This is a genomic window from Pseudomonas sp. NFIX28 (assembly GCF_900107395.1).
Taxonomy (GTDB): Bacteria; Pseudomonadota; Gammaproteobacteria; order Pseudomonadales; family Pseudomonadaceae; genus Aquipseudomonas.
The window spans coordinates 65700-79911 of record NZ_FNPW01000008.1 but is presented as its reverse complement, the minus strand read 5'-3'; the positions used below and the strand labels follow the sequence as shown (position 1 = coordinate 79911).

Here is a 14212-nt window from a genome sequence, read left to right as displayed (position 1 = left end):
CCTCGTGCGCCTGTTTTACGGCGCGACGTACTGGTAATTAGCTGATCTGCAAGACCCGAGCCATGGCCTGGTCGTCTTCTTTGGCGGTGTTCATCATCTTGATGTGCAGCTCGAACTGCTTGGAGAGCGCCAGCACCGAGGTCATTTCCTCGACCGCATTGACGTTGCTCGACTCGAGGAACCCCGAGACCAGTTGCACATTGGCGTCGGCCGGCGCCGGCTGGCCGTCCTTGGTGTGGATCGAACCGTCCAGGCCCTTGGTCATGTTCTTCAGGTCCGGATTGACCAGCTTGATGCGGTCGACCTCGGCCATCACCCGCGGGCCCTCGCCCATGGCGCGGATGCTGATGGTGCCGTCCTGGCCGACTTCCACCTGCTGCTCCGGCGGCACGGCGATCGGGCCGCCGTTGCCGATCACCGGCATGCCGTTGCCGGCGCGCAGCACGCCCAGGGCGTCGATGTTCAGGCTGCCGGTGCGCACATAGCTTTCACCGCCGTCCGGAGTCTGCACGGCAATCCAGCCATTGCCGCTGACCGCCACGTCGAGTTCGCGGCCGGTTTCCACCAGCGAGCCCGGGGTGAAATCGGTTGCCGGCCGCTCGGACATGGCAAAGGCCCGCGCCGGAAAGCTGTCACCAAACACCGGCATCGAGCGCGCCTGCTCCAGGTCGCGCTGAAAACCGTTGGTGGAGATGTTCGCCAGGTTGTTGGCATGCGCCTTTTGCGCCAGCGCATTCTGGCTGGCACCGGTCATGGCCACATAAAGGTACTTGTCCACAGTCTTTCCTCTGCATGTCGGACGTTTGCCGTCCACCGCTGTACTGCTGAGCCATAAGCAATAAGCGCACCAACTTATTTTTCGGGCGGCAAGAGGCAGGAAATCCGGGAACTTGAGGGCGTTCGAAGGGAATCGGGGGATTGTGTCAAAGACGAAAAACCGGCGCGGATATGCCGCTTACGGCAAGCCTCGACCTCCAGGGCACTCCCCTGCCTCGCCGCAGCTCCCGTAGCCGCTGCCGCTGGCGGCGATCGAGGCCGCAGGACTCGCAAGGGGCAACGCATGACCTCGACCCGATCGCAGACTTAAGGTCTGGCGCCTGCTGCGCAGCCGATCGCAGCCTGCGGCAGCGGCTACAGGATTCAGTTTTCCTCGGCGTTTTTGCCGACTTCGTATTCGCGCAGTTTGTTGGCGATGGTGGTGTGCGACACGCCCAGGCGCTTGCCCAATTGGCGGCTGCTGGGGTGCTCGGAATACAGGCGCTCGAGCACGGCCTTTTCAAAACGCCCGACGATTTCATCGAGCCCGCCTTCCAGGGAGAAGTCGCCAAGGGGCTGGCGCACGCCGTAGTCCGGCAGGCGAATGTGTTCGGCCTTGACCGTGCCGCCGTCGCACAACGACACCGCCTGGAACAGCACGTTTTCCAGCTGCCGCACATTGCCCGGCCAGTGGTAATGGCTGAGGCGCTCCATGGCCGCCGGTGCCAACTTGGGCAAGGCGCAGCCGATCTGCCGGCTGGCCTGGTCGAGGAAGTGCTCCACCAGCGGCGTCAGGCCGTCGAGGCATTCGCGCAGCGGCGGGATATGCAGGGACAAGACATTGAGGCGGTGATACAGGTCCTGGCGGAACTCGCCGCGGGCGCACAGCTCGGACAGGTCGACCTGGGTCGCGCAGATGACCCGCACGTCCAGGTACACCTCTTCGTCGCTGCCGACCCGGCGGAAGCAGCCGTCCTGCAGAAAGCGCAGGAGCTTGACCTGCAGGCGCGGGCTCATCTCGCCCACGCCGTCGAGAAACAGCGTGCCGCCCGCGGTCAGCTCCAGCAGCCCGAGCTTGCCTTCGGCCCGGGCGCCCTCGAAGGCCCCCGGCCCGTAGCCGAACAGCTCGGTCTCGGCCATGGATTCCGGCAGGCCGGCGCAGTTCAGAGCCATCAACGGCGACTGCCCGCGCGGACTGGCCAGGTGACAGGCGCGCGCCAGCAGTTCCTTGCCGGTGCCGGTCTCGCCCTCGATCAGCAGCGGCGCGTCCAGCGGCGCCATGCGCCGCGCTTCGCGCACCACCGCGGCCATGACTTTCGAGCTCTGGAAGATGCTGTCGAAGCCGCGCAACTCCTGCTTGCGCACGTTATAGATGCGCTCGCCGACCCGGTCCGCCCGGTGCAGCGTCAGCACCGCGCCGGCCATGGCCTCGCTGTCGTCGTGCTCCGATTGCAGCGGCGCGATGTCCGCCAGAAACACGTCGCCCTTGACCTTCACCCGCAGGCCATTGATCCGCGACTTGTTGGCCCGTACCAGCTCCGGCAGGTCGAAATCCTCGGCATAGCGCGACAGCGGAATCCCCGGCACCTCGTCCACCCGCACGCCCAGCAGCTGCGCCGCAGCTCGGTTGGCGGCGACGATGGAGCCGCCCATGTCGATGGACAGCACCGGGAATTCCAGCGCCCCGAGCAGCGCGTTGAGCTCCATGTGCCGCCGCTCGCTGGGCATCAGCCCGACCCGCTTGACCCCGAACACTCCGGCGATCGACTCGAACTTGGGACGCAAGGCCTGGAACTGCAGATTGATCAGGTTCGGGCAATGCAGGTAGATGGCATTGCCATGCTCGCCGCCCACCTCGCCCCGGGCGACGTTGATGCCGTATTCCACCAGCAGGTTGAGAATGTCGCGCAGGATGCCGATGCGGTTCTGGCAGTGGACTTTGATACGCATAAAGAAAGGCCCGAAACAGGAATGGAGGGCGTGAACGCCAGAAAGCGGCACTTATGGCACCGCCTGGCAGGAACTTTCTGCGCTGTGGCGCAGATAATCGTCAAGATTATGTGACAGCCGCCGGCCTTTTCAAATCGACTATTCTCAGTATTAGCGGCCTTTCGGCGCTTTCGTAACGAAAACTTTACGAATTACCGCCGAATACGCCCATTACGTTCACGTCAACCTGCTGCACGGGCTGCAACCTTGGGTTATCTCTAGCGTCAACTGATAACAAGAACGCAGCCCCTGACAGGAGAGCAGCATGAAACAGACGCAGTACGTGGCCCGCGAGCCCGACGCGCAAGGTTTTATCCACTACCCCGACGAAGAGCACGCGGTGTGGAATACCCTGATCACCCGCCAACTGAAAGTGATCGAGGGCCGTGCGTGCCAGGAATACCTGGACGGTATCGATAAACTCGGCCTGCCCCACGACCGCATCCCGCAGCTGGGCGAAATCAACAAGGTGCTGGGCGAAACCACCGGCTGGCAGGTCGCCCGGGTGCCCGCGCTGATTCCCTTCCAGACCTTTTTCGAATTGCTCGCCAGCAAACAGTTTCCGGTCGCGACCTTCATTCGTACCCGCGAGGAACTGGACTACCTGCAAGAGCCGGACATCTTCCACGAGATCTTTGGCCACTGCCCGCTGCTGACCAACCCCTGGTTCGCCGAATTCACCCACACCTACGGCAAGCTCGGCCTGCAGGCCACCAAGGAAGAACGGGTGTACCTGGCGCGCCTGTACTGGATGACCATCGAATTCGGCCTGCTGGACACCCCGCAAGGCAAGCGCATCTACGGCGGCGGCATCCTCTCCTCGCCGAAGGAAACCGTCTACTGCCTGTCGGACGTGCCCGAGCACCAGGCCTTCGACCCGCTGGAGGCGATGCGCACCCCGTACCGCATCGACATCCTGCAACCGGTCTACTTTGTGCTGCCCAACCTCAAGCGCCTGTTCGACCTGGCCCATGAAGACATCATGGCCCTGGTGCACCAGGGCATGCAGATGGGCCTGCACGCACCCAAGTTTCCGCCCAAACCCAAGGCGGCCTGAGCGCCCTGCCCTCGCGCGGCGCTCATAAAACCCGTAATTTCCAACAAGAATCGATTTCAGGAACCTCACCATGACCGCTCTGAACCAAGCCCATTGCGAAGCCTGCCGTGCCGATGCCCCACAAGTCAGCGACGAAGAACTGCCGGTACTGATCAAGCAGATCCCCGACTGGAACATCGAAGTGCGCGATGGCGTCATGCAACTGGAAAAAGTCTTCCTGTTCAAAAACTTCAAGTTCGCCCTGGCCTTTACCAACGCAATGGGTGAAATTTCCGAGGCAGAAGGTCATCATCCTGGCCTGCTCACCGAATGGGGCAAGGTCACCGTGACCTGGTGGAGCCACTCCATCAAGGGCCTGCACCGCAACGACTTCATCATGGCCGCCCGCACCGACGAAGTGGCCAAGACCGCAGAAGGACGCAAGTAATGCATTTCGACGCCATAGGCCGAGTACCCGGCGACCCGATTCTTGGCCTGATGGAGGCCTATGCGTCGGACAGCAACCCACGCAAGTTCGACCTCGGCGTCGGTGTCTACAAGGATTCCCAGGGCCTGACGCCGATCCCTCGGTCGGTCAAGCTGGCCGAGCAGCGCCTGGTCGACCGCCAGACCACCAAGATCTACATCGGTGGCCACGGCGACGCGGCCTTTGGCAAGGTGATCAACGAACTGGTGCTGGGCGCCGATTCGCAGCTGATCGCCGAACGCCGCGCCGGCGCCACCCAGACCCCGGGCGGCACCGGCGCGCTGCGCCTGAGCGCCGACTTCATCGCCCACTGCCTGCCGGGCCGTGGCGTGTGGTTGAGCAATCCGACCTGGCCGATCCACGAAACCATCTTTGCCGCCGCCGGCATCCAGGTCAGCCATTACCCTTACGTCGGCAGCGACAACCGCCTCGACGTCGAGGCCATGCTGGCAACCCTGAACCAGGTGCCCAAGGGCGACGTGGTGCTGCTGCACGCCTGCTGCCACAACCCCACCGGCTTCGACCTGAGCCACGATGACTGGCACCGGGTGCTGGATGTGGTGCGCAGCCGCAACCTGCTGCCGCTGATCGACTTCGCCTACCAGGGCTTCGGCGACGGCCTGGAGCAGGACGCCTGGGCGGTACGGCTGTTCGCGGCCGAGCTGCCGGAGCTGCTGATCACCAGTTCCTGCTCGAAGAACTTCGGCCTGTATCGCGACCGCACTGGCGCGCTGATCGTCTGCACCCGCGATGCCGAAAAACTTCTGGATGTGCGCAGCCAGCTGGCCCATATCGCCCGCAACCTGTGGTCCACCCCGCCGGATCACGGCGCCGCGGTGGTCGCGACCATCCTCGGCGACCCGGAGCTGAAAAGCCTCTGGGCCGACGAAGTGGAAGCCATGCGCCTGCGCATCGCCCAGCTGCGTTCGGGCCTGGTGGAAGCGCTGCAACCCTTCGGCCTGGCCGAACGCTTCGCGCACATCGGCGTGCAGCGCGGGATGTTCTCCTACACCGGCCTGACGCCGGCGCAGGTGGGCAAATTGCGCGACCAGCACAGCGTGTACATGGTCAGCTCCGGCCGGGCCAACGTCGCCGGTATCGACGCCACGCGCCTGGATTTGCTGGCCGAGGCCATCGCCGAAGTCTGCAAAGACTGAAAAAAAACATCGCGGGCAAGTCTCGCTCCTACGGGGCGCAGGCTTGCCCGGGATGCTTAAAAAACGCCCCGCCGGATGAAACACCTTTCATCCCAAAACCCCAGATAAAAATCTTTTTGTCATTTGCAGTGCTGTATCCTGCCCAGGCTTTTTAAAAGCGCGGATCTACCCAGCGATTTAAAAAACAGACTTTGCGAGGAGCAACGAACATGCACGAGATTCCTAATCTCCCCTTCCCAAGCCTGCACGAAACTGAGCAGACAACCCCGCAACAAGCCGGCGCCCAACAGCCCGAGCCGAAAGAAGCCGCACCCGGCCATAGCGCCGACAGCGAAGACTGACCGCAGTACCCAGACCGTGTGGAAAGCGCTCTTTGATGCGCTTTCCACACCGCCTGAAACCCCGCTTTAGAGAACCTCCCCATGACCGACGCCTTCAGCGAAACCCAAGCCAGCGTGCTGATCGGCACCGCCGAAAAGATGATCGAGATCTGGAACCGCCTGACTCCGGAAAAACAGGCCGCCCTGCTGGCCCGCTTCGGCACCCAGGAAAACGCCCTGGCCGCCCTGGTCACCACGCAATTGCTGGCCCCCGCAAAAGCCTGAGCCTGCCCAGCGCAAAAACTTGCGCCTGAGCGTCGATTTCTCCACCTGAATCGTTTCAACCCTCGGTATCATAAGCAGCCTATCTATTCTGCCGCGCCGTGGACCTTTCCCATGCCAGATACCCAGCGCCCGTTGGCGGTCACGCTGCAAGTCGTCTCCATCGTCCTTTTCACCTTTATCGGCTACCTCAACATCGGTATTCCACTGGCCGTGCTGCCGGGCTACGTGCACAGCGAGCTGGGCTTCGGCGCGGTCATCGCCGGGCTGGTGATCAGCGTGCAATACCTGGCCACCCTGCTCAGCCGTCCCTATGCCGGGAAAATCATCGACAACCTGGGCAGCAAGCGCGCGGTGATGTACGGCCTGGCCGGCTGCGGCCTGAGCGGGGTGTTCATGCTGCTGTCGGCGTGGCTGCACAGCCTACCGGTGCTGAGCCTGGCCAGCCTGCTGATCGGCCGCCTGGTGCTGGGCAGCGCCGAGAGCCTGGTGGGCTCGGGCTCCATTGGCTGGGGCATCGGCCGCGTCGGCGCGCAGAACACCGCCAAGGTGATTTCCTGGAACGGCATCGCCAGCTACGGCGCACTGGCCGTGGGCGCGCCGCTGGGGGTGTGGCTGGTGGATCACCTGGGGCTGTGGAGCATGGGACTGAGCATCATCCTGCTGGCGCTTCTCGGCCTGGCGCTGGCCTGGCCAAAGCTGGCGGCACCGATCGTCGCCGGCGAGCGCTTGCCGTTCATCCACGTGCTGGGCCGGGTGTTTCCCCATGGCTGCGGCCTGGCCCTGGGCTCGATCGGCTTTGGCACCATCGCCACCTTTATCACCCTGTATTACGCCACGCAGAACTGGTCCAACGCCGTGCTGTGCCTGAGCCTGTTCGGCGCCAGCTTTATCGGCGCGCGCCTGTTGTTCGGCAACCTGATCAACCGCCTCGGCGGCTTTCGCGTGGCAATCGCCTGCCTGTCGGTGGAAACCCTCGGCCTGCTGCTGTTGTGGCTGGCGCCGGACGCCCATTGGGCCCTGGCCGGCGCGGCGCTGAGCGGGTTCGGCTTCTCCCTGGTATTCCCGGCACTGGGAGTGGAAGCGGTCAACCTGGTGCCGGCATCCAGCCGCGGCGCGGCGGTGGGGGCCTATTCGTTGTTCGTCGACTTGTCGCTGGGGATTACCGGACCGCTGGCCGGGGCAATCGCCGCCGGCTTCGGCTTTGCCTCGATCTTCCTGTTCGCCGCGCTCGCCGCCTGCAGCGGCCTGCTGCTGAGCCTCTACCTGTACCGCCAGGCGCCGAAGTATCGCGAGGAGCGTAGCGAGCGCTAAGGCTGGGCTGGCCGCAAAAGCCTAGTAGTCGACCTTGCCGCGCCCCGCCTTGATATTGCCGCGCTTGCTCTTGGACTCCAGGCGGCGGGTCTTCGAGCCCAGGGTCGGCTTGGTCGGCCGGCGTTTCTTTTCTACCTTGATGGCACTGAGGATCAACTCCACCAGCCGCTGCAGGGCATCGGCGCGGTTCTGTTCCTGGGTGCGGTATTGCTGGGCCTTGATGACGATCACCCCGTCGCTGGTAATGCGACTGTCGCGCAGCGCCAGCAGCCGCTCCTTGTAGAACGGCGGCAGCGACGATGCCGGAATGTCGAAGCGCAGGTGCACCGCGCTGGAAACCTTGTTGACGTTCTGCCCACCCGCGCCTTGCGCGCGAATGGCGGTCAACTCGATCTCGGCATCCGGCAGATGCACGTTGTTGGAAATCACCAGCATGGAAAAAGACATCCGCTTTCAGGGCGTTCAGGATACCGCGAATCACGCGTTCTCCTGTAGGAGCGAGGTTTGCCCGCGATGGCGTCCGCTCCAGCAACGCTGGTAGATGGCCGCTTCGCGGATCGCGGGCAAGCCTCGCTCCTACAAAGTTGCGACGGGCACAAAAAAACCCGGCCGAAGCCGGGTTTGTCGTTGCCGCGCCGGTGTTATTTCACCGAAGAACCGGCGACCTGCAGCGCGTGCTGCGCGCTGCGCTTGTTCTTGATGCCGTAGCAGACCCACATGAAGGCGACCCACACTGGAATCGCGTACACCGAGATCTGGATACCCGGAATCATCAGCATGACGCCAAGGATGAACACCACGAACGCCAGGCAGACGTAGTTGCCGTAGGGGTACCACAGCGCCTTGAACAGCGGCGATTGTTTCGTGCGGTTCATGTGCTGGCGGAACTTGAAGTGCGAGTAGCTGATCATCGCCCAGTTGATTACCAGGGTCGCGACCACCAGCGACATCAGAAGCTCCAGCGCGTGCTGCGGGATCAGGTAGTTGAGCACCACCGCGACGAAGGTCACCACCGCCGAGGCCAGGATCGACATCACCGGCACGCCGCGCTTGTCGATCTTCGCCAGGACTTTCGGCGCGTCGCCCTGCTCGGCCATGCCCAGCAGCATGCGGCTGTTGCAGTAGGTGCCGCTGTTGTACACCGACAGGGCCGCGGTCAGGACCACGAAGTTGAGGATGTGCGCCGCGGTGTCGCTGCCCAGCATCGAGAACACCTGGACGAACGGGCTGCCGCTGTAGGCATCGCCGGAAGCATTCAGGGTCACCAGCAGGCTGTCCCATGGGGTCAGCGACAACAGCACGACCAGGGCACCGATGTAGAAAATCAGGATGCGGTAGATCACCTGGTTGATGGCCTTGGGAATCACGGTCTTCGGCTTGTCGGCTTCAGCTGCGGTGAACCCGAGCATCTCCAGGCCGCCGAAGGAGAACATGATGATCGCCATGGCCATCACCAGGCCGCTGACGCCATTGGGGAAGAACCCGCCGTGTTCCCACAGGTTGCTCACCGAGGCCTGCGGGCCGCCGTGACCGCTGACCAGCAGGTAGCTGCCCAGGGCGATCATGCCGACGATGGCCACCACCTTGATGATCGCGAACCAGAACTCGGCTTCACCGAAGACTTTGACGTTGGCCAGGTTGATCAGGTTGATCAGCACGAAGAACGCCGCGGCCGAGGCCCAGGTCGGCACCTCCGGCCACCAGTAGTGCACGTATTTGCCGACTGCGGTCAGCTCCGACATGCCCACCAGGATGTACAGGATCCAGCAGTTCCAGCCCGAGAGGAAACCGGCGAAACCGCCCCAGTACTTGTGCGCGAAATGGCTGAAGGAACCGGCCACCGGCTCTTCGACGATCATCTCGCCCAGCTGGCGCATGATCATGAAGGCGATGAAGCCGCAGATGGCGTAGCCGAGGATCATCGACGGCCCGGCCGACTTGAGCACGCCGGCGGAGCCCAGGAACAATCCGGTACCGATCGCGCCGCCCAGGGCGATCAGTTGAATGTGGCGATTTTTCAGGCCGCGTTTCAGCTCGCCTGAATGCGAGTTTTGTCCACTCATGAAAGGGTCTCACGCAAGGTTTGATGATGTTCGATAGACGTTGCAGCCGACAGCAGGCTTAAGCAGCGCGGATCAAACCCCAGCGCAGGCACCAGGAGTCCAGCGTTTGTTTAACGGTCATGCGTCACCTGTTTGTTTTTATCTGTGACGAAATCGAACCCACCACGCTTGTGGCGCGGCGGAGTGAACAAGGCGGATAGCCTTGAGATTATTGGCCTTGGGAGCGTGTTTCGAACATTCGAGCCTGGGCTCGTCACGCAGCGAAAACAGTCGTTGGGGCGCAAAATGCGCGGATACGCAGTTGGGTCACAGTTAAAACGCCGCGCATTGTACACCCCTGACTCCCTGCCGCCAGACGCGGCTTATCAGCGCGTCGGGTGCCGGAATCGCACGGGGCCTGCTCGATGCCTGGCATCGGCGGCAAGGTTCGGGACGGTCCCATCGGGGTCGTCGGCGAAGGTACGACAGCAATCGCCCTTCGGTGGGAATCGGTTGAGGTGAGTCACGGCGTTCATTGCGCCTCCTTCTTGTTATGCACCTGCACATAGGCATGGGCTGCATGACACCTGCCTTGAGGCCGCGGAACAAGCGGCTTGGCGCCCCTTGGCGGGCAATCTTCGGCGGCCGTCGGAAGGTTTTTCTTACAGCGCAGGACAAGGGCCGATTCCATGACGCAATAGCGGTTTTTTCGTAAGCAATTCTTTACAAGGCGGAACGTATTTTTTCCACTCCAGATCAGCCCGATCGGCGACTGCAAATTGACGGACGGTATTTTTTAACCTGTCCTTTCGCTCAGCTTTTTGTTTTTCCTTGAGAATTTTCCCACGCAAAAACAGAACAAAAAGTTCAATAAAAATATTTCAATTATTTTTTTGCATTTCAAAAAACCCTGGACTAGGTTTCCAGCCACTTGCCAGGCCATGCGCCGGCAAGCCGAGCGGCCCCGTTGAGCCGCCTGGGTTTTCACGCACCGCGTAGTACTCCCCCGCGGAATGCCCGAGGCGCCTTACCGACTGCTTTTATCCGTAAAGTCATCTAGGAGATTCACGATGCAAGCACTGGAAAAAGACTTGGACACTGAACTGCAACTGGACGATTGGTTTGAAGCAGCGACCCACGAGGCCGCGGTGGAAATGATGCAGGCCGACGCGGTGGTGCCGTTCGGCACGGCGATGTGGCCTTTGTAAAAAGGCCTTCAGGCGGGGAGCGACCCGGCGGTCGCTCCCCGCCTCCACTCGCTGTCCGCCAGGGAGGATCCATGGACAACACCGCTGCCATCCGCCATTTCCTTTACTACCTCGAACACCACCCGGCGCTGGTCGACCGCCAGGACGCCAAGGTCCTGATCGGCCACACCGCCGAATACGCCGCCACCAGCGCCGCCATCGTCGAGCAGGCCGGCGAGCCCTTTAGCTTCACCGCCCTGCGCCTCGACCTCGAGCCCACCCCGGCCCTGGCCCAGGCCATTGCAGACTGCGATCTGTACATCTTCTTCTACGACTCCTCCACCCTCTCGCCGCCCCGTCCGCAAGGCCCTGAATTCATCCAGGCGCTGCAGGGCGTGATGGCCGAAAACTGGAAGAAGTCGCTGCTGTTCAAGGACTACGGCGACTACTTCTACGACACCTTCAGCGTCGAGCCGCAACGTATCGCCAAGCTCAACGCGACCCTGATCCGCCATATGTCCGAGGCCACCACCCTGAGCTTTCGCGACGACCACGGCTCGTACTTCGAAGCACCGCTGGACAGCATCAAGAAGTGGACGAACATCAATGGCGTGGGCAATTACGACCTGGCGCCGGGGGAAATCGCCAGCCACAGCGAGGCCATCAATGGCCGGGTGAAATTCGTCGGCACCTTCCTCGGCACCATCCCCTTCGCGCGCAAGTACGGCGTGCTGCAATCGCCGCTGGAACTGTGGATCGAGAACTCCACCATCAACCGGATCGCCACCGACGTGCCGGGGCTGGCGGACGATTTCAACAAATACCTGGATGCCAACCCGTCCAACCGGCGCATCGAGGAGCTGGGGATCGGCACCAACGAAGGCGTAAAAGACCTGTACGCGCGTAATTCGGGCTTCGAGGAGCGCCATTGCGGCCTGCACCTGGGGCTGGGCGGCGGGGCCAAGGGCAGCCATCACCTGGACCTGATCTTTGCCAGCGGAGTACTGGCGCTGGACGACAAGCCGGTGTTCGATGGGCGCTTCGTGTTCTAGCCCTGTAGCCGCTGGCGCAGCCTGCGGCTACATAAAGGCAAAAAAAAACGCCAACCCTGAGGTTGGCGTTTTTGCTTTCCGGCTCAGCCCTTACTCAGGCTTGCGGCGACCGAAACCCGGACGCTGGCCGGAACCGGCCGGAGCGCCACGGCGCTTGCCCGACGGCGCGTCCTTGTCGACCAGGACAATGCCTGGACGCTTGGACTTCGGCGCTGGCTTGGCCGGGCGCTTGGTGTCGCTCGGACGATCCGCCACTGGCGTACCGCGGCCCGACTCGCCACGGCCGGCAGCCGGACGCGGCGCCCGTGGAGCACGCTCGCCATCCTGGCGCGGTGCAGGCTTGCGGCCCGGACGCTCGCCTTCGATCTGCGGCTCGCGCGACGGCCGTGGAGCACCGGCAGCTGACGCGCCATGGGCCGGACGCAGGGTGCGCACGCGCTCGCTCTTGCCCACCGGGCGCGAGGATTTACGCTGCATGCGCTCCAGCTTGTCCTTGCTCTTGGCGTTGAGTTGCGGCATCGCCACCGGAGTCAGGCCGACCTCGGCGCTGAGGACGTCCACTTCGTACTGGCTCATTTCGCGCCAGCGGCCCATCGGCAGGTCGGAGTTGAGGAACACCGGGCCGAAACGCACGCGCTTCAGACGGCTGACCACCAGGCCCTGGGATTCCCACAGGCGACGCACTTCGCGGTTACGGCCTTCCATCACCACGCAGTGGTACCAATGGTTGAAGCCTTCGCCACCCGGCGCTTGCTGGATGTCGGTGAACTTGGCCGGGCCGTCTTCGAGCATCACGCCGGCTTTCAGGCGCTCGATCATCTCGTCGTCGACTTCGCCACGCACACGTACCGCGTATTCACGGTCCATTTCATAGGACGGGTGCATCAGTCGGTTGGCCAGCTCACCGTCGGTGGTGAACATCAGCAGACCGGTGGTGTTGATGTCGAGGCGACCGATATTGATCCAGCGGCCTTCTCGCGGACGCGGCAGCTTGTCGAACACGGTCGGACGGCCTTCCGGGTCGTCGCGGGTGCAGATTTCGCCGTCGGGCTTGTTGTACATGATCACGCGGCGGACCGATTCGGACGCCTCTTCGCGCTTGATGACCTTGCCATCGATGGAAATGGCGTCATGCAGGTCGACGCGCAGGCCAAGGGTGGCTTCTTTGCCATTGACCTTGATCCGGCCCTGGCTGATCCAGGACTCCACGTCACGGCGCGAGCCGACGCCGATACGGGCGAGGACTTTCTGCAGTTTTTCGCCTGCGGGGCCAATTTCCTGGTGGTCTTGCTGATCTTCACTCATCTGGGCACCTCCCGGTGTGTCGATTCAGGCTTGAGCGGCCTGAACGGTAGTAAAAACAGATCTTGTGGCGAAGGGTTCGCCAAAGGGGTCGCGAATCATACGCTCATGGCGCCGGTTGCGCATCAGAGACTAGTCGATAAGTGGCGGCCCAGCGGTTTTTCCGCTGGCCGGTGACAGCGCCACCCTTGTCGCCCCCCGTAGGAGCGGGCGGGGTTCAGTCGTCTTCGAGCAGGCGTCTTTCGTTTTCGATGGCCTCGGCCAGCGCCAGCGCCTCGGCCTCTTCATCGCTCAGCTGCGGCGCAGGAGGCTCCAGCGCCGCTACGGCGGCCAGCAGCTTGGCCCGGGCTTCGGCGACGCCTAGCACATCCTCCTCGGCCTGCTCCTGTTCGTCGCCCGCGCCCGCTTCGGGCTCGGCTTGCGCTTGCGCGTCGGCTTCGGCTTCGGCTTCGGCTTCGGCTTCGGCTTCGGCTTCGGCTTCGACAGGAGTTTCGGCTGCGGGATCGAATCCGGCAGCGCCCTCGGCGCCTACGGCGAGGTCGCCTGCGGGCGACTCGACCGCGCCGTCGCGGTGCAGATCGTCGAAATCGGTCTTGATGCCCTCTTCCATCGAATCCAGTTCCAGCAGCAAGGTGTGGAAACTGGTTTCTTCCTTGGGCTCTTCCGGCTCGGCGCTGGCGTCGGCCAAAGCTTGCAGGCTGGCAGGCACCGGTGCGTCGTCGAAGTCGAGGACCGGCTCGGTTTCGATTTCGCGCAGCTCGGCCAGCGGCGGTAGGTCGTCGAGGTTCTGCAGGTTGAAATGATCGAGAAACGCCTTGGTGGTGGCGAACATCGCCGGCTTGCCTGGCACGTCACGGTAGCCGACCACGCGAATCCACTCGCGCTCGAGCAAGGTCTTGACGATCTGGCTGTTGACCGCCACGCCCCGCACATCCTCGATTTCGCCCCGGGTGATCGGCTGGCGGTAGGCAATCAACGCCAGGGTTTCCAGCATCGCCCGGGAATAACGCTGGGGCCGTTCTTCCCACAAACGGCCGACCCAGGGCGCGAACTTTTCCCGCACCTGCAGGCGATAACCGGAGGCTACTTCCTTGAGTTCAAAGGCCCGCCCCTCGCAGGACTTGCCAAGAATCGCCAGCGCTTTCTTGAAGACCGCGGGGTCCGGCCGCTCGCCGTCCTCGAAGAGCTCGAACAGGCGTTCCATGGATTGCGGTTTTCCCGAGGCCAACAGAAAAGCTTCAAGCAGTGGCGCCAGCTCGCGGGGTTCAGTCAGATTCATTGTTTCAGC

General features: G+C 63.0%; 14 protein-coding genes. 8 read left to right on the top strand and 6 right to left on the bottom strand.

The genetic code is table 11. The features are described 5' to 3' along the window. Positions 1 to 37: 37 nt before the first annotated feature. Both BLV20_RS16680 and BLV20_RS16675 read right to left on the bottom strand, forming a co-directional pair. Positions 38 to 778 (bottom strand): flagellar basal body rod protein FlgF, encoded by a 741-nt coding sequence (locus BLV20_RS16680; protein ID WP_092303281.1) that lies wholly within the window; start codon positions 776 to 778, stop codon positions 38 to 40. A 362-nt stretch (positions 779 to 1140) separates the two neighbouring features. Then, positions 1141 to 2706: a sigma-54-dependent transcriptional regulator gene (locus BLV20_RS16675; protein WP_092303279.1), complete on the bottom strand. Its 1566-nt coding sequence runs from the start codon at positions 2704 to 2706 to the stop codon at positions 1141 to 1143. A 304-nt stretch (positions 2707 to 3010) separates the two neighbouring features. Between BLV20_RS16675 and phhA the strand changes: the two genes are divergently transcribed. From phhA to BLV20_RS16650, 6 genes are all read left to right on the top strand, one after another. Further along, positions 3011 to 3802 carry a phenylalanine 4-monooxygenase gene (gene phhA / locus BLV20_RS16670; protein ID WP_092303277.1) on the top strand — a complete coding sequence of 264 codons (792 nt, stop codon included), beginning with the start codon at positions 3011 to 3013 and terminating at the stop codon, positions 3800 to 3802. A gap of 70 nt (positions 3803 to 3872) precedes the next feature. Next, positions 3873 to 4229: a 4a-hydroxytetrahydrobiopterin dehydratase gene (locus BLV20_RS16665; RefSeq protein WP_007930096.1), complete on the top strand. Its 357-nt coding sequence runs from the start codon at positions 3873 to 3875 to the stop codon at positions 4227 to 4229. Further along, complete coding sequence (locus BLV20_RS16660) at positions 4229 to 5425, top strand: amino acid aminotransferase (protein WP_092303275.1); 1197 nt, start codon at positions 4229 to 4231, stop codon at positions 5423 to 5425. The genes BLV20_RS16665 and BLV20_RS16660 overlap by 1 nt, the downstream gene beginning before the upstream one ends. 209 nt (positions 5426 to 5634) lie before the next feature. Beyond that, a complete protein-coding gene (locus BLV20_RS31770) occupies positions 5635 to 5766 on the top strand; it encodes a hypothetical protein (protein ID WP_256577811.1) in 132 nt (43 codons plus the stop codon). A gap of 81 nt (positions 5767 to 5847) precedes the next feature. Next, on the top strand, positions 5848 to 6030 hold the full coding sequence (locus tag BLV20_RS16655) for a hypothetical protein (protein ID WP_092303273.1): 183 nt from the start codon (positions 5848 to 5850) through the stop codon (positions 6028 to 6030). A 111-nt stretch (positions 6031 to 6141) separates the two neighbouring features. Further along, entirely contained in the window at positions 6142 to 7341 is a 1200-nt protein-coding gene (locus BLV20_RS16650) for an MFS transporter (RefSeq protein WP_092303271.1), read from the top strand. A 21-nt stretch (positions 7342 to 7362) separates the two neighbouring features. On the opposite strand, the gene arfB is transcribed toward BLV20_RS16650, so the two are convergent. Together arfB and BLV20_RS16640 are read right to left on the bottom strand one after the other, a co-directional pair. Then, positions 7363 to 7776 (bottom strand): alternative ribosome rescue aminoacyl-tRNA hydrolase ArfB, encoded by a 414-nt coding sequence (gene arfB, locus BLV20_RS16645; protein WP_092303642.1) that lies wholly within the window; start codon positions 7774 to 7776, stop codon positions 7363 to 7365. A 206-nt stretch (positions 7777 to 7982) separates the two neighbouring features. After that, complete coding sequence (locus tag BLV20_RS16640) at positions 7983 to 9404, bottom strand: amino acid permease (RefSeq protein ID WP_092303269.1); 1422 nt, start codon at positions 9402 to 9404, stop codon at positions 7983 to 7985. A gap of 1049 nt (positions 9405 to 10453) precedes the next feature. On the opposite strand from BLV20_RS16640, the gene BLV20_RS31435 reads away from it, so the two are divergent. Then, positions 10454 to 10591 (top strand): hypothetical protein, encoded by a 138-nt coding sequence (locus BLV20_RS31435; protein WP_007930088.1) that lies wholly within the window; start codon positions 10454 to 10456, stop codon positions 10589 to 10591. A gap of 71 nt (positions 10592 to 10662) precedes the next feature. Continuing rightward, positions 10663 to 11622, top strand: coding sequence for a CgnE/CgnB domain-containing protein (locus tag BLV20_RS16635; protein ID WP_092303267.1), 960 nt, complete (start codon positions 10663 to 10665; stop codon positions 11620 to 11622). 90 nt (positions 11623 to 11712) lie between these two features. On the opposite strand, the gene rluB is transcribed toward BLV20_RS16635, so the two are convergent. Further along, entirely contained in the window at positions 11713 to 12927 is a 1215-nt protein-coding gene (rluB, locus tag BLV20_RS16630; RefSeq protein WP_092303265.1) for a 23S rRNA pseudouridine(2605) synthase RluB, read from the bottom strand. A 214-nt stretch (positions 12928 to 13141) separates the two neighbouring features. Next, positions 13142 to 14203 carry an SMC-Scp complex subunit ScpB gene (gene scpB, locus BLV20_RS16625; protein ID WP_092303263.1) on the bottom strand — a complete coding sequence of 354 codons (1062 nt, stop codon included), beginning with the start codon at positions 14201 to 14203 and terminating at the stop codon, positions 13142 to 13144. Positions 14204 to 14212: the final 9 nt, after the last annotated feature.